The organism is Winogradskyella sp. HaHa_3_26, from assembly GCF_019278425.1.
Lineage (GTDB): Bacteria > Bacteroidota > Bacteroidia > Flavobacteriales > Flavobacteriaceae > Winogradskyella > Winogradskyella undariae.
Genome location: NZ_CP058981.1, coordinates 2,479,296 through 2,504,776 on the forward strand (window position 1 = coordinate 2,479,296; position 25,481 = coordinate 2,504,776).

Sequence of the window (25,481 nt, forward strand, 5' to 3'; positions counted from 1 at the left end):
TTACTTAGTCTCTCAAAAATAATGAAATAAGATTAGTGGATTCCTTTTATCTTATCTATTTTTTGTTGTGCTACTATTATTTCTAATCTTAATTGAAGTATCTGTAAATCACGTCTTAGTTTATTCTTTTTATTGAAGTCTTGTTCTAAATCTATTTCTTTTTGTTTTAGTACAATTTTATTATTTATTTCGTTTTTATCCATTTTTAAATTTTATTTAATTTTTTGTATTCGGTTTGAGAACCTCATCAAGTTTATTACGCTATTTAGCTTTTTAGGGAGTTAATTTTAATGTTAGAGCTTGTAAATAGGGGAGAGAGTTAGTGCAAAAGGTACAGTAAAATGCCTAAAATTTTACCCAAAATTTTACTTTGCCAGATCATGTGTGTAAATTATTGTTTAATTATTTCTTTATCTAAGAACGGTCACGGGTTTTGGTTTCCCTCCCAAGTATGGAAGTACGTGACGGGAGGGAGGTGACCAAAACTGTTTGTTATTTTTCTTTATGTTTTTATTGTACTCAAACTGATAATAAACATATATTTTAAAAAAAATAAAGTTTGTCAGTTTTTAGTAATCGGGGTTTTCGCACACTGCGTCAAATAATTCATTTAATAAGTCGCTTTTTTTTAAATAATTGTATGCATGCTTGTAATTTTCTGTTCTATGTATAGCATCTGTTCCATGAATAATGGAAATGTAATCAGCAATTACATTTTGTTGATTTTTATTTAAACTCAAGACACCGTCATCCTCTATGTTAAATTCGAATAATCTGCTAATTTGATTATTTTCTAGTAGATGACGTGCGGTATCGAGTATCTCTTGGTCGTATAGATATACTTCATTTTGAATTGAGAAGATTGTGTAATCTACAATTAATTCTATTTGATTTTCTGTTAATATTATATTGTAATATTTGAACTCTATTTCAGTCATAGTGTTTTAATTTTTAGTGTTAATCCTTTTAGTTTTTAATGTCGTTCTAGGGTAGCCTCCTTGTCTTATTACTAAGGAGGAAATCCCCAAAACTTTTTTAGTTTAAATTTTAATACTCAAACAGCTCATGTAATGAATTAGTTTCAAGCATGTGTATGTATTCTTTCATTATGTAATCGTCGGTGCATATAGAGCTCTCCTCGTACTTTACATGCATAAACGCTATAATTACATTCCTTTGATATTCGTTAAACACAGACTCTAAGTCGTCTGGATTATGATAGGTAAATAGCTTTTCTAATAAACCTATTTGTTTAAGATGTTTGTACACACCAATTTGGTGTGCCTTGTGAATACATGTGTAATCATTACTAGTCGTACTCATGTAATTGCTGATTAAGATGCTTTTTGCATCTGTTAAATGAATTTTTTTCATAATTTTTAATTTAAATTTAATTTATTGTTGATTTTTGAATAGGTAATCAACGCTACACCCAGTATTTGCGACGGTTTCGCAGTATATTCTATAGTTTCTATTATCTTCTAGAAAAGTTTGGAGTAAGTTTTCTAAAACGGGCTTTAAAACCTTTGGTTCTTCATCCGCTAATAGGTGCACATGAAGTCTATCTTGTTTATCATATTCTATTGCTTCGAGATAGTTAACATCTCGTGTTAATACCTTTAAATGATTTATTAAGTATTGGTGATAATCGCGATCGTAATAATCTTTAGTAGTCCAAACTATATTGCTTTTCCAATTATGGCTATATATGGTTGGTGACTTATTTTTTTGGGGTGTTTTCAGTTTAAATGCATCTAGAATAGAATAATGAATTTGGTATCTACCTTTTTCTTTTTTGATTGTTCCTTGTGGGTGATACTTTTCAAAAATCCTCTTAACCATATTCTTTAATGATTTGTAACTGATATTTTTAATAGCAACTATATCTTTAAGGCAGTACCATTTATCATATCTGTTTTTGTTAATACCTTTTATTAAATCGTTATACTCTTTTTTAATTTTTACTTTGTTTTTCATATTTAAATTTGTTTATAACAAGACACAGCTCGGACTTGGTATTAATAAATACTATGCACCTTGGGTAAAGTGAATAGTTATACCCTTCTTTTTTTTAAATAAGCAGTTAACTAACTGATTTTTAGTTGTTAAAATCTTGAAAATAATTTAGTGAGCCAGTGATATGCTAGCTGAGGTTTTGCCCCTCCTATTTATGTGTTTTGGTCAGCACGCAATTGGGGTTAGTGCATTGTGAACCTCATCGAGTTTGTAGTAAACTCGTGTTCCTATGCTATAAGCAGTAAGGACACCTTTTTTGTGCCAGTTAGTAAGTGTAGTGAAGCTCACCCCGAGCATTTTGGCGGTTTCTTTGCGCGAAACCCATGTAGGAGGTTGCTGAGGTTGAAAATCTTTTTTGAACTGTTGTAGCTCTTGCTTTAGCGCTAATAAGATGTTAGACGTTAGCTTTTCTTCTGTAATTTGAATTAGTTGCAGCATATTATAATTTATTTAATTATTTAATGCTGCAAGTGTCGGGCGGGTCTAATGTGGGGTCTATGGTATTTAGACCCCTAAAAAACGCAATAAAACATAAGTATCTGTTTTTTAGTCTTTTGTGTTTATTTTATTTCTATAAATAATTTCATCTACTTCAGATTTAGCTTCACTAAGTAGTTTTTTGTACTGCTCTTCGTTTTTATATTTATAGTTGTTGTTCAGTAGTTTTCGTGCATTTACGCTGCTACAATTCATAGTTAATCCTAAAAGCATGTTTTTAGTGCCTTTAATATCTGTGGATTTTTCGATTAAATCAATTACACCAAGTCTCTGTAGTAAGTGGAATCTTTCAAGTAAGTTTAATTCTGGTAAATTAGATTTTTGTATTACTTCTTCATCTGTAGTTTCGATGATATTTGAAGTTTGAGATTTAGGTTTTATTGTGACTTTATTCTTTTTTATTTTTATACTATAACCTTCGTTTTCTATTTCAGATTTTAGAAATTCAATAATGTTATTGTTTTGAGTTTGAATTTTTAATTTATTGGTGTTAAATAAAAAGGGGTAATAATCTATAAAAGCGAAGTAGTCTAAGAATTTTGTTCTATGTATAAAGTTGGTTTTGTTGTCAGCTTTGATAATGAAGGCGCTTTTTTCATAATCTAAAAAATGTTGCAGTTCGTGCTTAAGAAATTCTATTTTATTATGTTCATTGCTTAATCTTTTGAAATTTCGCTTAAATCCTTCAAAGTAAAATTTATAAGTTTGTAGATCAGAATTACACCAATAATAATTGTTTTTATTAGCAAAACCATGAAGTTTTTCGAAATCGAAGTTAAGATTAAGCGTTGAGTCTTTTCGTTTTGTTTTTAGTTCGCTTAAATTGCCTAATTGCTCTGCAGTCCTAATAGAATTATTACCAGAATGATTTGCTAAGTCTTTTTGATGTTGCTTTTCTAATTCTTTAATTTCTAAATTGTAAGTATTGATTATGCGAACATGATTGAATATTAATTTGTAATAATAATGTGTTGTGTCTTCAATCTCTTTAATTATTTTTTCGTCTGTAATTAGACTATCTAAATACTGTAAGTCATCCATTTTGTTCTGGTTTTCATGCGCTCGAATATAAAACCAAAAAATGAATTCTATTAGATTATATGATTTTGATTAATTAAAAAATTTATGTTTTGAAATCTTTTCGGCGCGCTCTAAATCATCAACTTTAATATAATTGTAAAAGACTTTTTCTGTAGAGTGTCCAGAGATTGCCATGATGTCAATTGTCGGCATCCCACTTTTGTATGCGTTTGTACAAAAACTTCTTCGTCCAGTGTGATTTGTTATAAGCTCAAACTTGCTAACGGTATTAGATATTTTAATGCCTCCTTTAGTTATTTCTTTATTAATAGGCTCGTTAATTTGTGCAAGCTCACCAATTTCTTTTAGGCAATAGTTTATATGTTGTTCAGTCATTTTGTTTGGTGGATTCCCGTTTCTTTTGTCTAAGATGTTGTTAACAGTACTGTTGATTGGTATGGTTAGTCTTTTTGAGTTTTTCTTAGTGATAATTGAAATATAGCAAGAACCGTTTTCTGTTATGATACTTTTAGAAGAAAGATTGTTGAAGTCTGAAACTCTTAATCCAGTATTAGCTGATATTAAAAACAGATCGCGAGATATTTCTAATTTATCTTTAGTGATAACAAAATCTTTGTTAATTCGTTTTGGTTCAAAATTTGAAAAATCTAATTCAAATATTTTTTGAAGTTCATCTGTATTTAGGTATATGTTATAAACTTCTTCAAATGGTTTCTTAAAATATGTTTTTCTAAAATCTAAATTAGAGTGATAATTTTTTTCGAAACTAGCATTCATGATTGTTTTTAAAATTTTAATTTGAGTGCCGATATAGTTTAATGAATAGTTGTTGTCGTGCAGATAGTTTAGGAATTCATCGTAAAACTCAACATTTATTTTGTTGTAACTAAGTGTTAATACTGTATCGTTAAATTTTTTTAATAATGAATAAGCGTTGCGGTAGGTTTTTGCAGTTCCGCTAGCCATTGGTGCGCCAGTAGTTACTAATGGGTTTTTTTGGTAATGTTCGATAAACCATTTGTAAAATGGCAATAATTCCAAGTGTTGAGGTTTTTCTGATACTACTTTATTTTTGTTTAAATACTGGTCTAAAACTTCTTTTAGCATTTGATTAGTAACTTCAATGTTTTTAGTAATAGCTAAGTCTGTGTATGTCTTTTCTATTAATGCGTGTATGTCGGTTAATTTATTGTTGACTTCGTTTTTCTGAACCTCAGCGACAACATTTTTAATTCTCATTTTAGAATTGTCCCAATTCTTTATGTCTGATACTTTGAGACCAGTAGAGTATCTTAAACGCTTCTTGCTTCCGTAATTAAAGAATAATTGTATTGAAGCTGATTTGTTTGCTCCTTTTCTTGTCTTAAATGTAACTTTTGCCATAATAACTTAAACTTATATTCAAATATAATTAAAAAGTGACACAAAATGATTATTGTGTCATTATTTGTGTCACTTTTTGATTTGTTTAAGTTGGTCTAACTTTGCTTACGTTTTTACTTGAGTATTATATTTGTCTTTATTTTATGGTGTTTTCGTAAGTTTGTGATGTTGTTTTTAGATAGTTTAGTTTTTATGTGAAAAACTATTTCGGTATCCCTTCGCGGTCACTAATAAATAGTTTCAAAGCGGAGCTTTAAGGGATGCGTAGCAATCTTGTAAAGCTTCGTTTTTCTTGAGTAATTTTTTTGGATTGATTACTTCAGCTCAACCTCTAAAATATTAGCGCTTCTGCTCTTCTTTTTAAATTCATTAGAAATAAATAGGCGTCCATCTTCACTAAAGGTAATACCTTCTGCTTGGGTGAATTTACGCTCATCTAATGGGAGAACTTTTAATATTTCTCCTTTGCTATTGAGAATTACGAGTTTTGGCTTTTTACCTTCTAAAACATAAATATCTTTAGTTTTAGGGTGAATAGCAATGTCGGATGGATTAAGTGTTTTGTGGATTTTTTTTCCGCGATAAAGTTTAAATACGTCAGCTTTTAAGTCAATTTTAAACAAAGGTAAACTGTCCATTTGTTTGGTGTTTATCGGGATTTTATAGATGCATTTTAAGTCTTTAGCAATAAGACCTTCATCTTTTGGGATTAAGAGTAATTGGTTGTGGTCTTTATCAAAAGTTAGACTTTCAATATTATTATGCTCTGTGAAAAGAGTTTTGAATTTTGAAACTTCTCTGTTTGTAGATCTGTAATTTTTCACTTCATAGATCACTCCATCACTTCGCATTACATAAGCGTTGTCGTTATTAATAGCTAAGCCTTCGTAATCACCAGAATTAGCGAATTTTATTTTTTCTAGTAACGCTTTTTGTTCAATATCATAAATATAAATATAGCCGTCTTCATCTTGTATACCAGCAAAAACATTCTCGCTGATCCAAACAATACCGCTAATTTCATTTAAAATTTCAGGTAAATAATAAGTGTTTTTTATCTCGTAAATTTTAGAAAATATCAAATCAGTTTTATTGCTTTTATTTACTAGAGAGTCCGTTATGGGTTTTTGTAATGCTAGTAATATAATGCCAAAAAGGATAGTGATAAAAATGGTTATGTGAGATTTTAAAAAATTCATAAAAGCCTTATTATTTACCTAAATTCTATATTAATATTGGGTAAATTTAATTAATCCCAAAATAATACTGTTGTATTTACCGTACCATCTTCATTAAATACAATGTGATCATCAGTTGGAGTGTTGTTTAGCTCAATTAAATAGTAGTTAACATCGTCGATAACTAGTATTTCAGCATCATCAATAGTTCTGTTATTGTAATCTGTAGCAATTGTTGTTGTTATAGATTCGGGAACTTCAGATATAAGGATGTCGTACTTGTATTTTACTAAGCTACCATCGTTATTATAAAGAGCTTCGTAATCTACATTTCCAATTTCAAATTCAACAATATATTGGTCGCCATAGGTTTCGTATTCTACATCCGTTGCATTTGGAAATTCTGCATCAAATGCAACATTGATTTCACTTGGAACTTGAGAAATACTTAAATCATCATCGTCATCACTACATGATGTAAAACCTAAAGTTACTGCTATCATTACAATTAAAGGGAATCTTTTCATTATTATATTTTTTTTAAGTTATTAATGACCCAAATATGATACTGAAAACTGAAAACAATTGGTAATAGGGATTAATAGAGTCGTATTTATAATTAAATTAACGTTTTTTAGAAATGAATATAAAAAACATGTGTGTTTTTAAAGTTGTAAGAAACTTCTAAATCGTATTTAGAAGCAATAGCTATATTGATGGCCAGCCCTAATCCTGATGATTTTTCACTATAACTAACTTTTTTAAATCTAGTAAATAAATCTTCTTTTCTTAGTGCTTCAGTAATACCGGTATTAGAAATAGACCAAGTATTATGATTAAGCTTAATGTTGATTTGCTGATTTGTATTACCATGAATAATGGCGTTTTTCATAAAATTGGTCAGTAGTATTGTCGCTAGATCTTTATTCATTTTAATACTTGGAGTAGATTTATGATCTATAATAATAGACATATTTCTATGGTTAAGTAAGTCTTCAAAATCTTCAGTTATTTTTTTTGTTAAGTTTAAGAAATCAATGTTTTCTTCATCTAAAAATTCTTTATTTTCAATTTTAGATAATAGAAGTAAAGATTTATTGAGGCGTGTTAATCGATTTAAATTATCTAAAACAGAAGCTAATGATTTCGTTTGGTCTTCATCTAAACGATGTTTTTCTAAAAATAACTCCAGTTTATTGATGCTAATAGCTAAAGGGGTTTGCAGCTCATGAGAGGCATTTTCAATAAAGTGCTTTTGTTCAATGTAGCTATCGCTAGATTTTTTTATCAGTTTTGTAATGGTGTCATTTAATAATTGAAACTCATCTATAGAACTAGGTTTTGTAATGATTTTATTTTCTTTCTCAATCTTGAAATTTTTTAATTGAGAAATAGAATAATAGAAAGGTTTCCATATTTTTTTTAAGAGAATATTGTTTAATAAAAGGATACTGATAAGTAGTATAAAGTATAAAGAAATAAGATACGTAAACATATCAGAGATCAGGTCGTCTTCTTCAATCATAGAGGTTATGATTTTTACTTTATAAAGTCCATGATCGTGTTTTAATTTACTTTCAAAAATACGTACAGGTTCAAAATCATTTTCGTTATACATATACATTAATGTATCTCTATAACTATCTTTAAATGCTCTATATTGGTTTTTTGAAATGGGTTTAAAGGTGTAGACGTGTTTATTTAAGTCTGTATTATTTAGTATTGAAGGATCTTCATTAGCGCGTTTTGTGAGTAATATTTTATGATTTTCTAGTCCATCATCTAAACTGTCATAAATTTCTTCTAACATGGCATAATAAAACGCAATGGCCCAAATTGTAATTAGAGGAAGAAGTAGGAGTGATAAATATTTAGTTGTATGGTTAAGTAGTTTCATTAGTTAATGTTCAATTTATAACCTACGCCATAAACAGCTTCTACGTTGATTGTTGCTTGTTCTATTTTTTTTCTAAGGTTTTTAATCTGTGAGTAGATAAAATCAAAACTATCCGATTGGTCTATGTGGTCTCCCCAAACGTGTTCTGCTAAAGCAGATTTTGTAACAAGTCTGTTTTTGTTCGTTATTAAATACATTAAAATGTCGTACTCTTTTCTGTTTAGATCAATAACCTGATCTTTAATTTTTACTTCACGATTTTCTGGTGAGATACTTACATTTCCTATGTTTATTAGCTTTTGTCCATCAAAATTTAAGCGTCTTAAAATAGCTTTTACACGAGCGTTTAATTCTGCATTATGAAATGGTTTAGGTAAGTAATCATCAGCGCCCAAATTAAGTCCTTTTAAACGGTCGTCCAGAGAGTTTTTTGCAGAAACAATAATAACACCATGTGGTTTGCTTAGTGCCTTTATTTGTTCTAACAAATTTAGTCCATTACCATCTGGTAGATTGATATCTAATAAAATACAGCTATAATCATATACGTTAAGCTTAGAGCTGGCTGTTTTATAATCTGTAGCTGTTTCTATTTGGTAATGCTCGCGTTCTAATGTTAAACGCATATTTTCTAGCATTTCAGGTTCGTCTTCTATGATTAAAATTTTCATTATAAATGGCTTTCAACAACAATATAACCCAAATCTAAAAACAATTAGGAATAATAGAAAATAAAGCACAAACTCAATCTTGTATTAACAATGATTGATCTTGTATTTTAAAATATGAATTGATCTTTTTTAATAAACCTATTAAGGGCATTGTATTCCTAATTGATTGCAGATTTGTTACTTTATTTTGTTGAATAATTTAACTTAAAAAGATATAATGAAAAATTTAAGAATGATTGTTTTTGCAACTTTAGTTACGCTAACAGTTAGTGCACAAGATTTAAGAATGGATGAAGTTCCAGCAAATTTAATAACTGATTTTCAGAAAAATCACAAAACAGCTTTGGATGTAGAGTGGGAAATGGAAGGTGATAATTATAAAGTGGAATTTGATGAAGGAAAGCTGGATTATGAAATTTGGTACACTAAGTCTGGTGAAGTTGTAAAATCTAAAAAGGAAATTACAGAGAGAGATTTACCGTCAGCAATTTTATCTGTAATTAAAAGTAAATATTCAGGATATAAAGTTGATGAAGCTAAGGTGACTGAGCTAAATAAAAATAAAAGGTATGAGGTTGAGTTAGATAAAGGTTGGGAAGAAGAATTAAAGGTTGTTTTTGATGAAAAAGGAAATGTAATAAGTTCTATAAAAGACTAAATTAGCTTTTAATATAAAAAAGGGTTAGATGTGAGTCTAACCCTTTTTTATAGTTATGGTATTAACTTGTAATATTCTAATGCAAGACTATAATTTATATTTAATCAGCTACTTAAAATAAACCATTAATTTCAGCATCAATTCTATTGATAATATCTCCTAAATCTTCGGGATTATCAACAAAATCAAGATTATCTACATCGATAATCAGTAAATTTCCTTTATCATATTTAGAAATCCAAGCCTCATAACGTTCATTTAATCGGCTTAAATAATCGATACTAATTGTGTTTTCGTAATCACGACCACGTTTGTGAATCTGTTTCACTAAGTTAGGGATAGAACTGCGTAAATAAATAAGTAAATCGGGCCCTTTTACGTAAGATTCCATCAATTGAAAAAGAGATGAGTAATTCTCAAAATCACGATTTGTCATCAATCCCATAGCATGTAAGTTGGGTGCGAAAATATGTGCATCTTCATAGATAGTTCTATCTTGAATGATTTCTTTCCCGCTATCGTGAATTTGGTTGACTTGGCGAAATCTACTATTTAAGAAATACACCTGTAAGTTAAAACTCCAACGTTCCATCTGATTGTAAAAATCATCTAAATAAGGGTTGTCAACCACGTCTTCCAACTGCGCTTCCCATTTAAAGTGTTTGGCGAGTAACTTTGTGAGCGTTGTTTTTCCGGCTCCTATATTTCCAGCAATAGCAACATGCATAATCTATTCTATTTTTAATTGGTAATGACGTAGTGAATTTTTGTGGTAAAGATACAAGCTTTCATTCGTTACCAAAAACTGTTTTATTAAAAAAAAGGAATGCTTTATCGGTTGAATTGTAGATTCATTTTTTTCTAAGAAATATAACTTGTTGTTAGACTTTAAAAATATATGTGCCTCACTAAAAGCTAAACTCTCGTAATTCTCGTTTTTTATTTTTTGTATCAAGCTGCCGAAGTAGTTATAAACGTAAAGAAAATTTTCGGTCAATAAATAACAATAGTTATAGTCACTTTTTAGGTCTATAACTCTAGACTGAATAGGCATTGTTTTTAATTTGATTTTTTTATTTTGAAAATCATATAATTCTAAATATTTATAATCTTCATTAAAAATCCAAAATGAATTGTTGTAAGCAGAAGAAACAAAAGAGATGTTTTTATAAGGTTGTGTTGTATTAAAGTCAATTTTTGCAATTTCAGCCAAACGATTATCTAAAACGACAACGGTATTAAAATCTTTATAAAATAGATTTATTTTTAGTGGATTAAAGGTATTTGCAGAGGTTATTTCACCTAGCTGAAAATTAGCATAGGTAATTATTGTATCCTTAGTTTTTTTATGAAATGAATTGTTTTTGCTAGTATAATAAAGTGTTCCAAAATTATCGACTCCAAAAATAGATTTAGCTTCAATTTTTATAGAATCTTTTAAGATAGCAGTAATCTGTTTTTTAGATTTCTGCTGAGAGAAGCTGAAAAAGCTAAATAAAACGCATACATAAAATAGCTTGTTCATAGTTCTTGGTGCAATAAGTTATGAAAAATACGAAAATTGTAGCATTTTAGATGTGTTAAATCCTAATCCGTTAACTTATATCCAAATCCACGTACATTTATAATCTGAATACTTTCATCCTTACTCAGTTTCTTACGGAGTTTACTAATAAAGACATCCATACTTCTTGCAGAGAAAAAATCATCTGTTCCCCAAAGTTTATTTAGAATAAGTGAACGGTCTAAAACTTGATTTTTATTTTTTACTAAATGAAACAATAAATGAGCTTCTCTATGTGTGAGTTGAACAGGTGCTTCGCTTTTAAATTTTAATTGCTGCTTAGGGAAATCAAACGTAAATGCACCAAGTGTTGTAATTTCTGAAGTTTTCTGAACTTTTGTTCTGCCTACCAAATTACGAACTCTTACAATAAGCTCTTCCATGCTAAATGGTTTTTTAAGGTAATCATTAGCACCGATAGAAAATCCTTCAACCACATCTGCTGTTTGCGATTTTGCAGTTAAAAATATAATAGGAATAGTATCATCTATAGTTCTAATTTCTTTAGCTAAAGTAAAGCCATCTTTCTTAGGCATCATAATATCTAAAACCAGAATTTCTGGTACATCCGATAGATATTTATTATAAGCTATTTCTCCATTTTCGCAGAGTATAACTTCAAAATCACGGGTTTCAAGACTCTCTTTTATAATTTGTCCTAAAGCGGCTTCATCTTCCGCTAATAATAATTTAATTTTATTAGTCATTAGGGAGTGTGATTTTAAATGTGGTTAGATTTTTATTTAAATCGAGAACAACAGAACCATCATGTTTTTCAATAATAGTTTTGGTGTAATATAAGCCAATACCAAAGCCTTTTACGTCGTGCGTATTACCTTTTGGAACACGATAGAATTTATCAAATATTTGATTTTTATTTTCGTTGTTCAGGCTATTTCCGTTATCTGAAATTAAAATATCGAAGCTGTTTTTCTTCGTCTTTAATTCTATGGTTATTATTGTACCTCCATATTTTACGGCATTATCTAAAATGTTATTTAAGGCATTTTCAACATGAAAGATATCTGCATTTACAATTAAACTTTTAAGTTGAATATTACTGTTAAATGTCTTTTTAGGAAATTGAATCTTATACTTACTAACCAAAGCATCAAGTAAACTAGTGATATCAAAATTTTCTTTATTCAAGTCTAAATTGTTGCTGTCTAAAGTTGCGGTTTCAAGTAGTTTTTCGACCATAGTATTTAATTTACCTAATTGCGTGGAAGACATATTGAGATACTTTTTGGTTTTTTCTTTATCATCAATGCCGTTAAAGTTGCTAATGCTTTCAATAGCTGCACTAATCGTAGCAATTGGTGTTTTGAACTCGTGTGTAATATTGCTGATGAGGTCATTTTTTACTTCGGCGAGTTGCTTTTGGTGTTTTATGATTTTTAGGAGGTAGAATAAACTGCTAATTACGGCCAAAACTAATAACGTTGAAATTAGGATGCCTCCAAGAATGCGATATAAAATAGTTTTAGTGGTGTTAGTAAATAGAATGGTTAAAAAAGTACCTTTTGGAAGGAATCTAGATTTTGTGTCTGTTTGCAAATAATCATCAGACATATGGTTAGGGTCCAATTCTGGTAAGGATCCGTTTACCTTAAAATAGTTAACGTCACGTTCAATGTCTTTATAATCTAAATAAAAGTCGACATTAATGCTTTTTCGTTCTAATTCTTTAGCTATTAATTCTTCAACAACCTTAACATCGAGTGTGTCATTTTTTATCGAAATCATCACTTTAGAGGTGAGAAATTCGGCATTTTTTAAATTGACATCTTTATGGTTATTTTTTAGACTATCTATTTTTAATTTAAATTGCTCTGCTGATAAAGGATTATGTTTTTTATTATGTGCTTCTGACATTGAATCTGCTTTAAGTCCTCTAAACACAGTTATGCCTTCAATAGTATTTTTGTCTAAAGAATCAAGGTTTGTAAACTCATTTTTAGATTCATCAATGGTTTTAAAAAATTTTTCCAGCTCACTACCTTCTTCGAAAGCATTTTTTTGTTGGTCGCCTTCAAGAATAAAACCAATAGTGGTACGCTCTGCTAAAGCTGCATAATAATCATCAACTGCTTTATCTAAGCTAATTTGCACATCGTTTATTAGCTGTTGTTTATTGGTTTGATAGTTTTTGTAGTTCCAATAGACTTGTATGCTAATCGTGGCAACAATTACGACAACAATGGTATATAAAATCCACCTGTATCTTTTATTATTCATATTTCAAATGTATAAAGTTATTATTTAGTAAAAGTTATTGGTTAACACACGTTAACACTAGTTAACCTAAAAATAGAATTGGTGTTGAGATATTTGTAGGGTATTAATTATAAAACCATAAAAAATGAAATCAAAGATTCGTGACTGTTTTAGTCTAAAAAAAGTATTCACTTGTTTCGTATTATTAATTTCTATTGTTGGATATAGTCAGTCTAAAGTTGAAGACAAATCAGTAAAAATTGATGCGATTAGTATTGAGGTTACAATTGATTCCTTTGAAGAATTAGAATCTACTTTTAAAGCGGAAGATTTAGATGGGTTATTTAAAATGATGGATGGAAATGAAGAATTAAGTTTTACTTTAAACTGTAGCTTTTCAGAGGATAAGGATAATTTAAAAGGTAGCATGACTTATACTGTTGTAGGAAGTACAAATGAAAAATCAAAATTTCTAAAGAATATTGAAAAAATGAAAGCTACAGTATTGAAATTTTATAATTTAAAAAACAGAAAATAATGACAACAATTACTAGAATTCTAATTTTTATATTAATAGGAGTCGTTTCATCTGTTAACGCTCAAGATTTTCAAGGTGTAGCGACATACAAAACCCAACGAAAAATTGATATTAAGATGGATAGCACCAAAATGAATGATGCTATGCAGAAGCAAATGATGGAAATGATGAAGAAGCAATTCCAAAAAACCTATACATTAACTTTCGATAAATCTTCATCTTTATACCAGCAAGAAGCGGAGTTAGATAAACCACAAGTAGGAGGCGGTTTTCAGATGTCTTTTGGTAGTAGTGGGTCTGATGTGTTTTATAAAAACGTCAAGAATAAAACTTATGTTGATCAAAAAGAAACTATGGGGAAAAATTTCTTAATCAAAGATTCTATATCTTCAATTGAATGGCAATTAGAATCCGATACTAAACATATTGGTGAGTACATGTGTTTTAAAGCCACCTTTACAAAACAAGTTCCTAAAGTAAATTTAAACTTTAATAGTAATTCAACAATAGATAATGAAGATGATGAAGAAAAGAAACCTGAAATGGAAGATCGTACTATTACAGCTTGGTACACCCCTCAAATTCCAGTGAGTAATGGTCCAGCAAAATACCAAGGATTGCCAGGATTAATTTTAGAAGTACATGATGGAAAATTAACTATTATCTGTAGTCAAATTGTTATCAATCCAAAAGAAAAAGTAGAGATTGAAGAACCAACGAAAGGTAAAGAAGTTAATCAAAAAGAGTACAATGATATCATGGAGAAGAAAACTAAAGAAATGATGGAGCGGTATGCACCAAGCAGAGGATCGAAAGATGGAGCAATTCATATATCAATAGGTGGTTAATTTTCTTAACACAAGTTTAACAAGTTGAGGCTTTACTTTTCTTCATTTAGGGAGTCTTATGGAGGTAAGATTAACTTAATTCGTTATTGAATTTAACTAGAATACTAAAAATGAAGAAATTACCGCTAAAAATAGCATTGTTGCTAACTGTACTTTTTGCAAGTTCTAATTTATTTGCACAAGATTTTCAAGGAAAAGCATATTACATATCTAAAACGACTATGGATATGGACCAATTTGGAGGACAAGACATGACTCCAGAACGAAAAAAGCAACTTCAAGAACGAATGAAAAGCTTTTTAGAAAAAGAATATACTTTAATTTTTTCTAAATCAGAATCTATTTATAAAGAAGAAGAAAAATTAGAAGCTCCTGGTTCTGGAGGTGGAAGAAGAGGTTTTGGTGCTAGTTTATCAGGAGGTCCTAAGTATAAAAATGTTCAGACTAAAGAAGTTATTCAAGATCAAGAGTTTTTTGGAAAACAGTTTTTAATTAAAGACGAGTTGAAGGATTTAAAGTGGACAATGGGTACGGAAACAAAACAAATTGGTCAATATACCTGTTTTAAAGCTACTGCGACTGTAGTTCCTAGTGGATTAGATATTAGTAGTTTTAGAGGTCCAAGAGGAAGAAATGATGATAAATCAAAAGATTCTACAAATTCTAAAGAGCCAGTTGAACCTAAAACAATAGAGGTAGTTGCTTGGTACACGCCACAAATTCCTGTTAACCAAGGTCCAGATGATTATTGGGGTTTACCAGGCTTAATTTTAGAAGTTAATGCAGATCGTACAACAATTCTTTGTACTAAAATTGTTTTAAATCCTACTGAAAAGGAAACTATAGAAAAGCCTAAAAAAGGTGAAGAGGTAACACAGACGGAATACACTGAAATTACGACTAAGAAGTTGGAAGAGATGCGGGAAAATTTCGGAGGACGTGGTGGCCGTGGAGGTGGACGCGGTAGAAATTAAAAATAGAATACATACACTAGTGAAGAGTGAAATTTAACCCCACTCTAAATTACCAACCAAAGAAATTGTTTATATGAAAAATATTTTAACGCTACTATTTACTTTAGTAGTTATGAGTTCTTATGCTCAAATTAAAATGCAAGGAGTTGTAAGAGATAGTATTGGTGAGCCTTTAGAATTGGCCAATATTATTGCGATTAATAAAGAGTCTAATGCATTAGAATCTTATGCTATTACTGATGCTAATGGAAAATACGTTATTTCATTAGGGAAAAACGGAAATTATAATATTCAAGTAAGTTATATAGGTTTAAAATCTGTTGATGCTATTGTAGAATCTAAAGAGGTAGATATAATAAAGAATTTTGATTTGCGATCAGACAATATGCTTGATGCTGTTGAGTTAACGTATGAAATGCCTGTAACTGTTAAAGGTGATACTATAATATATAATGCAGATTCTTTTAAGAGTGGTACAGAACGAAAGCTAGAAGATGTACTTAAAAAATTACCAGGAGTTGAGATAACAGCAGATGGAAAGATAGAAGTTGAAGGAAAAGAAGTGACCAAACTTATGGTTAATGGTAAAGATTTCTTTGATGGGGATTCTAAATTAGCAACTCAAAATATACCTTCAAATGCCGTAGATAAAATTCAAGTTTTACGTAATTATGCAGAAGTAGGTCAGTTAAGTGGTGTTCAAAATAATCAAGATAACGTAGCTATAAACATTAAGCTAAAAGAAGGTAAAGAAAACTTTTGGTTTGGAAATATAACAGCTGGTGGAGGTGTTGCTCCATCACCAAATGATAATTTGTATTTAGTTCAGCCAAAATTATTTTATTACAGTCCAAAGTATAGTATCAATGTTATTGGAGATTTAAATAATACAGGTGAAGTGGCATTAACAGGTCGAGATATTAGAAACTTTGGAGGTGGGTTTAGAAGCCCAAGCTCTGGTAGTGGAACAAGTATTGATCTTGGAGATAATGGATTGAGTGGTTTAACTAATGTAGATGATTCTCAATCTGTAGAATCTAAATTGGCCGCAGTTAATTTTAGTTATGCACCAAATAAAGCATTAGACTTAAGTGGTTTTTTAATTTATAATGCAAATCGTTTAAAAACTAGAGAAGAAAGTTTTGTGCGTTATACAAATCCTGAATTGGGAATTCCAGATGAAGAAACTGTACAAACAGGTAGAGAAGCAACGAATCAAGGTTTAGCTAAATTAAGTGCAAGCTATAAGCCAAATGCTAATCATCAGTTAAATTATGATGTTTTAGGTAGAATTTCTGATGATTCTGAAATTCAAAACGAATTTTCTTCAGTCGTAGGAAATACAAATCAAATAGATGAAGCAAAACCTTTTAGTATCAATCAAAATGTAAATTATTACTATACGTTAAACGAGAATAATATTTTTGCTTTTGAAGCACAACATTTACTAAAAGATGAAGATCCTTTTTATAATGTAACAGGTTTAAAAGATGAAGATGCTTTCGAGGTAACAGCAGATTCTTTAGGTTTAAACAGGCTTCAATCCACTTACGATATTAACCAAGAAAGACGTATTAAATCTAATCAGCTAGATGCTAAATTAGATTATTATAATATTTTAAATTCAAAAAGTAATATCAACTTAACTTTAGGTACTATTTTAAGTCATCAGAAATTCAATTCTAATATCTTTCAATTTTTAGATGATGGTTCATATTTTGATCCAACTTCAAGTTTGGTAAATGCTGATGGTGAATTATTACGAAACGAAAATGACGTAGAATATAATTTTAGTGATGTTTATTTAGGTTTTCATTACAGATTAAAAACAGGAAAATTTACAATTACTCCAGGTTTTACTGTTCATGCTTATGGAAATAAAAACACGCAATTTGGAGAAACATATAAAGATAATTTCTTTAGAGTGTTGCCAGATTTTGAAACTCAAATTCAATTTAAAAAGAGTGAAAGTTTAACGTTCCGTTATAATATGCAAAACTCTTTTACAGATGTAACAAGTTTAGCAGAAGGTTTAGTTTTAAATAATTATAATAGTCTGCAGTATGGTGAGTCGCAATTGCAAAACTCTTTATCACATAACTTAAACCTACGTTATTTTAGCTTTAATTTATTTAATTACACCAATGTATTTGCCTTTCTTAATTATAATAAAAATATTGATCAAATAAGATCATATACTAATTTTGATAATGTTATTAGAACCAATACATATTTCAATTCTAATTTTGCAGATGAAAGTGTAACAGCTAGTGGTCGTATACAGCGTACCTATGGTAAGTTTAAAGCAAGCATGCGTGTAGGTTATAATTATAGTAAGAGTAATCAATTTATACAAGATGTAAGATCTATAAATGAAACGTTTTCTCAAACTTATACACCGGGATTAAGTACTAATTTTAGAGAAGCACCAAATGTAAGTTTAAGCTATAGATACAGTGTGTCAGATACAAAGCAGGGTGCTGATAATGATACGCAATTTATCACAAGTGCTCCATCTATAGATTTTGATGCTTATATATGGAAGTCTTTAACGTTAAGAACAGATTATTCATACACAAGCCAAAGTAGTAATGTAAGTGATACTCAGTCTTATCAAACATGGAATGCTAGTTTAGCATATAGAAAGGATCAAGACGCAAAATGGGAGTATGAACTTAAAGCAACCAACTTATTAAATATAGATTCTGAAGTTAGTAATGGTTCGAGTAATATTTCTGTATACAGTTCAGAGACGTTTATTTTGCCTAGGTTTATTACTTTTAGGTTGACTTATACGCTGTAAAAAAAGAAGCTTAAATATAATTTTGATAATTAATTATTTTAAGCTTTAATTGTTTTTTAGACAAAGCCTTATGTTCAAATTATGAATATAAGGCTTTATCTTTTTATTTCTATATGGAATCTATTGCATTTACAATAATATTGACTTTAGTTTTATTGTGAATATAGTATTAGAATTAGCGCGTTAATTCTTTAATAAAAGAAGGTGATTTAAATAGTTTATTTCACTTAATAGTCTTTGTTTTAGTGGCTTTGGTGGTTTTTTTAGATACATTGAGAGTTTTTGGAAATCATAGTGTTTTTTGCGTTATATAGTTGCTGATTAGTTTATTATGTTTTTTGTGTGAGTTTTGTGTTTATTTTTATCTAAAAAAATAGGGAAATGAGCTTCAGCTTTAATATATTTAACAAAAATTTAATCTAAAAATAAGTTAAAAAATTGTGTGTATCATGTTAATTCAGTTGTTTTTCTTAATTTTTTGCTGTGTAAATCTTAATCTTTTAAAATATATTCAATGCGTTATTTGTTATTAGTTTTTACCTTATTCTCAACATTTGCCTATGGGCAACTTAGTGACAAACACTGGCTTCCTCCTTTACACTCAAGAGGTATAACGAGTTCTTTAGATCATTATGTTTATCTTTCTACTCCAGAACCTATTCCTTTTGGAGTGGTTGTTACAAATGGTAATGGTGTTCCTATTGCAGGTTCTCCATTTACGATATCTCAAAATAACCCTGTTTCTTTTTATGTAGGAGATGAGCAACCATCACTTATGCTAGTTGATCAAAGTGGGTTAAATATGTCCTCAGGAGATAATGGGCTTGTTTTTGAAGGTTCAAGTGAGTTTTATGTTACATTTAAAATTGTTAATGCTAATCACGGTGAGATTATAGTATCGAAAGGAAAGGCAGGTATAGGAACAGATTTTAGATTGGGAGGCTTGCCGCAAATTTCAGATGATAATAACGGGAACAGGAATTTTGTTTCGAGTTTTATGGCAACAGAAGATGGAACAACAGTCACTGTTTCAGATTATGACGCAGGAGTTACTTTTACAACAGCTACAGGGACAATTAGTGATGCTTTACAGACTTTTAATTTAGAAGCCGGTGAATCTGTTGTGTTATCTGGTTATACCGATACTTCTGCAAATCTTACTGGGTTTATAGGTGCGAGATTAGAGTCTAATAAACCTATTGCGGTTAATACAGGTAATATTATAGGTGGTGTTATTGATGGTTTTAATGATATAAATTTAGATCAAATTGTACCTGTGGAAGAAGTTGGAACAGAATATGTTTTTATTAAGGGTAATGGTTCTGATAATTCGGAACGACCTTTAATTATTGCAACAGAAGATAATACTCAGGTTTTTGTAGGAGGTATACCTTCACCGTATATCACTTTAGCAAATGCGGGTGATTATGTGTTGATTCCAACATCTTATTACTCAGGAGTTTCTAATCAAAATATGCGTGTTTTAACAGATAAACCTGTTTATGCTTACCAGATTTTAGCAGGGAATATTGTAAGCAATGTAGCAGATAGAAATACAGGTCTTAATTTTATACCGCCTTTAAGTTGTTCTTTTCCTCGGTCTGTAGATTTAATACCTAGTCTTAATATGCTTGACCCAACATCAAATAAAACATATTCTACGGATTTATTTGTATTAACGACAGTAGATGCTGAAGTTTCTGTAAATGGTACACTTACTACAGCTTTGCCTGCAACTGTCATAGGGAATTCTAATTGGGTAACTTATAGAGTTACAGGGTATACAGATAATGTAAAAGTAGAGTCTACGGGACCAATGTCAGTTGGAGTGTTTGGATCTAGTGGAACGGTAGGGTATGCTGGTTATTATTCTGGTTTTGGTGTGGATCCTGAAGTAGAACTTGTAGAGGTTTGTCCAGAAGAAACTGTTAGCTTATTTGATGCTATTGTGAGTGGAGATATTCCTGAAGGAGGAACTTGGAGTCCTGCTTTAGCGAGTGGAACAGATATTTTTGATGCAACGCTAGATTCTACAGGTGTTTATACATATACAGTTTCTCAAACATGTGGAGATCTTGTTTTAGATATAACTGTAAGTCCACTACCTATACCCGTATTTACAAGTATAACAGGTAATGGTTCTGTATGCGAAAATGAAGAAGCAATTTTTAACGTAACAGCTTCTCCTAATAGTAGTGTAGAATATACAGTTAATGGAGGTGCTGTAATGATTTTGGATATTGACGCCACGGGTACAGGGATAATTACTATTTCAGATCTTGAAGCTGGTGATTTAACGGTGTCTGTTACTGGTATTAGTGATGCTTTTTGTAGCAATATTACTACTGTAACTGTGTCTGAAACAATAGTTATAGATGGTTTATTAGATCCTAATTTGTCATTTTCTTATGCAACTCCAATCTGTCCAAATGAAGATTATGCATTGCCTACGGTATCTTCAGAATTTAATTCAGGAGGAACTTATTCATCTACAGCAGGGTTGGTAATTGATTCTTCAACTGGTGAAATTGATATTTTAAGTAGTGACCTGGGGAATCATACCGTAACATATACTTATGTAGCAGATGAAACTGATTGTATAAATGATGGGTTTGATGAATTTGATGTCGTTATTGAAGCAAGTAATACAGTTTCATTTAATATTCAAGATTTTTGTTTAAACGCTTCAGATATAGAATTGCCAAGTAGCTCTTTAGAGGGGTATACAGGAACATGGTATCCGTCAACTGTTGATACAAGTACTCTAGGGATTTATACATATACGTTTACACCAGATTCTGAATTCTGTGCAATTACAACCAGTTTTGAAATAAATGTATCAACTTGTTTTATTCCAGAAGGGATATCACCTAATAATGACGATATAAATGATAATTTAGATTTGTCATCATTTAATGTGAAGAAAATAAAGATTTTTAATCGCTATGGAGTTGAGGTTTATACAAAATTAGGTTATGAGGATGAATGGCATGGTCAGTCTAATAAAGGTGATAAATTACCTACAGGAACATACTATTATATTATAGATTTTAATGATAATATTGATTCTAAAATTGGTTGGGTGTATGTAAATAGATGATAATTTATATCGATAAAAGGCTTTACTGTTTAGGCTAACAAACTATATCTTTAGTTTGTTAGCCTAAATTTTTTATAACAAGGAAATAAAAATAGATCAAAGCATTATTTATTAATGATTTTTATGTAATCCTCCATATAGGCTTATGATTATCAGCTTTAAATTATTAGTTTAAAGTAGAGTTCATGGAAAATCAAAAAAGCTGAATATTTGTAACTCATTTTACCTTAAAGCGATAATATGTAAATACGTTATAAGATAAAAAAGCGTCATCTTCTATAATTAAAATTTGAAGCTTTTTTTTTAGTCATGTCTAAACAAGAAAAAATGTAGTGTTTTATTAAATATAAAGAAGTGAACAGACTGAAAATGATAGTTAGTATGATGATTTAGATGGTTTCATTATTATTTAATGTGAAGAAAGTCAATGTTTTTAGCCGTTATAGAGTTGAGTTTGTATTAAGTTAAATTAAGAAGATGAATGGTAGAGTCAAACGGATAAAGGTAAAATGGCCAACAGTTGCATATTAGTATGATTTAGACTTTAATGCTCTCACTTTAAAAATTAGTTGATGTATTTTAAATAATAACTTGTTAATTATATAATTAACATACGATTGAAAAAAAAACATTACCCCTATGTTTTTATTATAGATTGTTATTATTGAGTTGTTTAGGTTTTTTGTGGGTTTTTTTATTTTTTTTAGCTTTAAAAATTTATATAAAGAGCTTAAATTTTGATATATTTATCGAAATTTTATGTTAAAAAAGTTAAAAAATTAAACAATACATGAGATTTTGTTGGTTTCTTGATATTATTTTTTGTAAAAGACTAAATCTTTTAAATTATATTTAATGCGTTATTTGTTAGTAGTTTTTACCCTGTTCTCAACATTAACCTATGGACAACTTAGTAATAAACATTGGTTTCCTCCTCTGCACTCAAGAGGAATAACGACATCTTTAGATCATTATGTTTATCTTTCTACTCCAGAACCAGTACCTTTTCAGGTTGTTGTTACTAACGGAAATGGTGTGGCAGTACCAGGTTCACCATTTACAATATCTCAAAATAATCCTGTTTATTTTTTAGTAGGAAATGCTCAACCATCGCTCATGTTAGTTGAGAGAGTTGGTTTAAATGCTCCTTCAGGAGATAGTGGGCTTATTTTTGAAGGGCCAAATGAGTTTTACGTTACATTCAAAATTGTTAATGCTAACCATGGTGAAATTATAGTTTCAAAGGGGAGGGGAGGTATCGGAACCGATTTTAGATTGGGAAGTGTGCCGCAAACGGCAGATGATACTTTTGCTCGTAGAAATTTTGTTTCTAGTTTTATGGCAACAGAAAATGGCACTACAGTAACTGTTTCAGACTATGACACAGGGGTTACTTTTACTACAGCTACAGGGACTACTGATGTTTCTTCACAAACCTTTAGTTTAGATGCGGGTGAATCTGTTGTGTTATCTGGTTATTCTGATGTCCCTGAAAATTTAACCGGATTTATAGGAGCACGCTTATTATCTAATAAACCTATTGCAGTTAATACTGGTAATATTTTAGGGGGTGTTTCAGATGCTTTTAGCGATATAAATTTAGATCAAATTGTATCTGTAGAACAAATTGGAAATGAATATATTTTTATAAAAGGTAATGGTTCAGGGAATTCAGAATTACCTTTAATTATAGCAACACAAGATAATACAGAGGTTTATATAAATGAGTCTACAACACCATATACTACTTTAGCAAATGCGGGTGATTATGTAACCATTCCTCCTACCTTTTATCAAGGAACAGAGAATGAAAATATGCGTGTTTTAACAGATAAGCCAGTTTATGCCTATCAGATTTTAGCAGGAGTGACAGCAGATAGAAGTACAGGGCTTAATTTTATACCACCTATAAGTTGCTCTTTTCCATCAGTGGTAGATTTAATACCGAGCGTAAATAAACTCAATCCGACTTCAAGTGCGACTTATCCAACTGATTTATTTGTGCTAACTACAGTTGATTCTTATATCTATATAAATGGAGGGCTTACAACAGCTCTCCCAGAGCCTGTTTTAGGAAATCCTAATTGGGTGACCTACAGAATTACAGGATACACTGGAGATGTTAAAGCAGAAGCAACAGGTCCAATGTCTATAGGTGTATTTGGGTCTACGGGAACAATAGGATATGCAGGTCATTATTCTGGTTTTAAAGATCAACCGATTGTAAACCCAGTAGAGGTTTGTCCTGAAGATACCGTTAATCTATTTAATGCTATTATAGGAGATGATGTTCTTGCAGGAGGGACTTGGAGTCCTGTTTTAGCTAGTGGAACAGATGTTTTCGATGCCAGTTTAGATGCTACAGGTGTCTATACGTATACTTTTTCTCAAAGTTGTGGTGATACTGTAATTTTTGTTCATGTAGATCCTCTTTCTGTTCCTATACTAACTAGTGTAGAAGGTAATGGTCCAATATGTTTTGGTGTAGATGCTATTTTTACTCTAGAAGGAACTCCAGAAGGGATTGTTAGCTACAGTATAAATAATGGTGCTGTTGAAACCGTTAATTTAGATGCTACAGGAAATGCAACTATTAACTTAGGAGCTGCAGCTACAGAGCAAGTCATAACATTATCTGAAATTGCACTTTCATCATCAATATGTGCTACTGAACTTAATGAAGTTGAAACAATTGTAATAAATGACGTGCCTGAGTTAACAGCGATTACGAGTGAGGTTTCAATATGCGAAAATGAAGACGCAATTTTTAATTTAGAAGGAACTCCAGATGCTTTAGTTACTTATAGTATAAATTCAGGAGCTAATGAAACTATTCTTTTAGATAGTTCGGGTAATGCTGTCATTAATCTAGATGCTGTAACTTCTGATCAAACAATAGAAGTATCGCAAATAGAAATTACATCATCAGGATGTTTTGTTGTGCTTACCGAAACTCAAACAATCAGCGTCAGACCAATACCTACACTAACCAGTTTAACTAATAGTGGTGCAATATGTGAAAACGAAGATGCTATTTTTACTTTAAATGGAACACCAAATTCTACAGTTACTTATACTGTTAATGGAGGAGCTGTTCAAACAGCATTATTAGATGCTACAGGAAATGGTACAGTAATATTAACAGGTGTTTTTGAAGATCAGGTTATTGAACTTATCGATATTTCAGCATCTTCAACCTTTGACTGCATAACATCACTTAGTGAAATACAAACAGTGACAGTTATCTCTATTCCAGAAATTGTAATAGAAGGTGGTTCTAATTGTGCAGACCCAGATACAGGGTTATTAACCCAAAGTGTTTTATTAGATTCTGGTATGCAGGGAGACTTATCAAATTATGATTTTAGCTGGTATTTTAATAATAGTTTAATTCCAGGAGCTACAAGTAGTACATATAATGCTGATGAGATAGGAGATTATTATGTTTCTGTTTTTAATACGGTAGTAAATTGCGATAAAACTTCTAATACGGTAAGTGTTGACGAAATCGATGAAGCAACAGATTTTACATATACAGTGTCTAATGCCTTTTCTGATAACCCTACAATAGTTGTTACTGTTGTTGACGGAGACGGTACCTTTTTATATCAATTAGATGATTTAGATTATCAATCATCCAATACGTTTACAAATGTAAGTCCAGGTTTCCATGATGTAACAGTGATCGATGAAGAGGGCTGTACTTATTTAATGAAAGAAGTATTGGTCATAGATTACCCTGTGTTTTTTACCCCCAATATGGATGGCGATAATGATTTTTGGAATATTTATTCGTTAAGAGATCAACCCAATGCTAAAATTTATATTTATAATAGATACGGTAAATTTATAAAATTCCTGACTCCAACAGAAGTAGGATGGGATGGGACTTATAATTCAAAAGCATTACCAACTTCGGATTATTGGTTTAAAGTAGAGTTTGTGGAAAATCAAAAAATCAGAATATTTAAAGCTCATTTTTCTTTAAAGCGATAATATATAAATACATTATAAAATAAAAAAGCTTCATCTTCTACAATAAGAATTTGAAGCTTTTTTTAGTGCTTTATTCTAGTTCTGAATGAAATCTAAATC

21 protein-coding genes are annotated in these 25,481 nt (G+C 30.3%); 7 read left to right on the plus strand and 14 right to left on the minus strand.

Features of this window, described 5'->3' with window-relative positions; genetic code table 11:
- Positions 1–32: 32 nt before the first annotated feature.
- The 10 genes from H0I32_RS10590 to H0I32_RS10635 form a co-directional block, all read right to left on the minus strand.
- Complete coding sequence (locus H0I32_RS10590) at positions 33–203, minus strand: hypothetical protein (RefSeq protein ID WP_178983436.1); 171 nt, start codon at positions 201–203, stop codon at positions 33–35.
- A gap of 366 nt (positions 204–569) precedes the next feature.
- The gene (locus H0I32_RS10595) at positions 570–938 is read right to left on the minus strand and encodes a hypothetical protein (protein WP_178983437.1); all 369 of its coding nucleotides are present in this window, start codon (positions 936–938) and stop codon (positions 570–572) included.
- A gap of 109 nt (positions 939–1,047) precedes the next feature.
- Positions 1,048–1,374, minus strand: a complete 327-nt coding sequence (locus H0I32_RS10600; protein WP_179313391.1) for a hypothetical protein — start codon at positions 1,372–1,374, stop codon at positions 1,048–1,050.
- A gap of 21 nt (positions 1,375–1,395) precedes the next feature.
- On the minus strand, positions 1,396–1,977 hold the full coding sequence (locus H0I32_RS10605; protein WP_178983439.1) for a hypothetical protein: 582 nt from the start codon (positions 1,975–1,977) through the stop codon (positions 1,396–1,398).
- A gap of 585 nt (positions 1,978–2,562) precedes the next feature.
- The gene (locus H0I32_RS10610; RefSeq protein ID WP_178983440.1) at positions 2,563–3,555 is read right to left on the minus strand and encodes a hypothetical protein; all 993 of its coding nucleotides are present in this window, start codon (positions 3,553–3,555) and stop codon (positions 2,563–2,565) included.
- A gap of 69 nt (positions 3,556–3,624) precedes the next feature.
- A complete protein-coding gene (locus H0I32_RS10615) occupies positions 3,625–4,938 on the minus strand; it encodes a site-specific integrase (RefSeq protein WP_178983441.1) in 1,314 nt (437 codons plus the stop codon).
- Positions 4,939–5,252: 314 nt separating this feature from the next.
- The gene (locus H0I32_RS10620; protein WP_173586466.1) at positions 5,253–6,137 is read right to left on the minus strand and encodes an SdiA-regulated domain-containing protein; all 885 of its coding nucleotides are present in this window, start codon (positions 6,135–6,137) and stop codon (positions 5,253–5,255) included.
- A gap of 50 nt (positions 6,138–6,187) precedes the next feature.
- Positions 6,188–6,643 (minus strand): PepSY-like domain-containing protein, encoded by a 456-nt coding sequence (locus H0I32_RS10625; RefSeq protein ID WP_173586467.1) that lies wholly within the window; start codon positions 6,641–6,643, stop codon positions 6,188–6,190.
- A 107-nt stretch (positions 6,644–6,750) separates the two neighbouring features.
- Entirely contained in the window at positions 6,751–8,013 is a 1,263-nt protein-coding gene (locus H0I32_RS10630) for a sensor histidine kinase (RefSeq protein WP_179313390.1), read from the minus strand.
- Positions 8,013–8,684, minus strand: coding sequence for a response regulator transcription factor (locus tag H0I32_RS10635; RefSeq protein ID WP_179313389.1), 672 nt, complete (start codon positions 8,682–8,684; stop codon positions 8,013–8,015). The genes H0I32_RS10630 and H0I32_RS10635 overlap by 1 nt, the downstream gene beginning before the upstream one ends.
- Before the next feature lie 217 nt (positions 8,685–8,901).
- On the opposite strand from H0I32_RS10635, the gene H0I32_RS10640 reads away from it, so the two are divergent.
- Positions 8,902–9,342 carry a PepSY-like domain-containing protein gene (locus H0I32_RS10640; protein ID WP_179313388.1) on the plus strand — a complete coding sequence of 147 codons (441 nt, stop codon included), beginning with the start codon at positions 8,902–8,904 and terminating at the stop codon, positions 9,340–9,342.
- 112 nt (positions 9,343–9,454) lie between these two features.
- Here H0I32_RS10640 and H0I32_RS10645 read toward each other — a convergent pair whose 3' ends face one another.
- From H0I32_RS10645 to H0I32_RS10660, 4 genes are all read right to left on the minus strand, one after another.
- A complete protein-coding gene (locus H0I32_RS10645; RefSeq protein WP_173586471.1) occupies positions 9,455–10,069 on the minus strand; it encodes a deoxynucleoside kinase in 615 nt (204 codons plus the stop codon).
- A 3-nt stretch (positions 10,070–10,072) separates the two neighbouring features.
- Complete coding sequence (locus H0I32_RS10650; protein ID WP_179313387.1) at positions 10,073–10,867, minus strand: hypothetical protein; 795 nt, start codon at positions 10,865–10,867, stop codon at positions 10,073–10,075.
- A 62-nt stretch (positions 10,868–10,929) separates the two neighbouring features.
- A complete protein-coding gene (locus H0I32_RS10655; protein WP_173586473.1) occupies positions 10,930–11,613 on the minus strand; it encodes a response regulator transcription factor in 684 nt (227 codons plus the stop codon).
- On the minus strand, positions 11,606–13,144 hold the full coding sequence (locus tag H0I32_RS10660; RefSeq protein ID WP_179313386.1) for a sensor histidine kinase: 1,539 nt from the start codon (positions 13,142–13,144) through the stop codon (positions 11,606–11,608). The genes H0I32_RS10655 and H0I32_RS10660 overlap by 8 nt, the downstream gene beginning before the upstream one ends.
- Before the next feature lie 124 nt (positions 13,145–13,268).
- On the opposite strand from H0I32_RS10660, the gene H0I32_RS10665 reads away from it, so the two are divergent.
- From H0I32_RS10665 to H0I32_RS10690, 6 genes are all read left to right on the plus strand, one after another.
- Positions 13,269–13,661, plus strand: coding sequence for a hypothetical protein (locus H0I32_RS10665; RefSeq protein ID WP_173586475.1), 393 nt, complete (start codon positions 13,269–13,271; stop codon positions 13,659–13,661).
- Complete coding sequence (locus tag H0I32_RS10670) at positions 13,661–14,509, plus strand: GLPGLI family protein (protein ID WP_179313385.1); 849 nt, start codon at positions 13,661–13,663, stop codon at positions 14,507–14,509. The genes H0I32_RS10665 and H0I32_RS10670 overlap by 1 nt, the downstream gene beginning before the upstream one ends.
- Before the next feature lie 110 nt (positions 14,510–14,619).
- Complete coding sequence (locus tag H0I32_RS10675; RefSeq protein ID WP_173586477.1) at positions 14,620–15,483, plus strand: GLPGLI family protein; 864 nt, start codon at positions 14,620–14,622, stop codon at positions 15,481–15,483.
- 73 nt (positions 15,484–15,556) lie between these two features.
- Positions 15,557–18,286 carry a TonB-dependent receptor gene (locus H0I32_RS10680; RefSeq protein ID WP_173586478.1) on the plus strand — a complete coding sequence of 910 codons (2,730 nt, stop codon included), beginning with the start codon at positions 15,557–15,559 and terminating at the stop codon, positions 18,284–18,286.
- 514 nt (positions 18,287–18,800) lie between these two features.
- Positions 18,801–21,386, plus strand: coding sequence for a gliding motility-associated C-terminal domain-containing protein (locus tag H0I32_RS10685; protein ID WP_179313384.1), 2,586 nt, complete (start codon positions 18,801–18,803; stop codon positions 21,384–21,386).
- An 855-nt stretch (positions 21,387–22,241) separates the two neighbouring features.
- Entirely contained in the window at positions 22,242–25,382 is a 3,141-nt protein-coding gene (locus tag H0I32_RS10690; protein WP_179313383.1) for a T9SS type B sorting domain-containing protein, read from the plus strand.
- Positions 25,383–25,481: the final 99 nt, after the last annotated feature.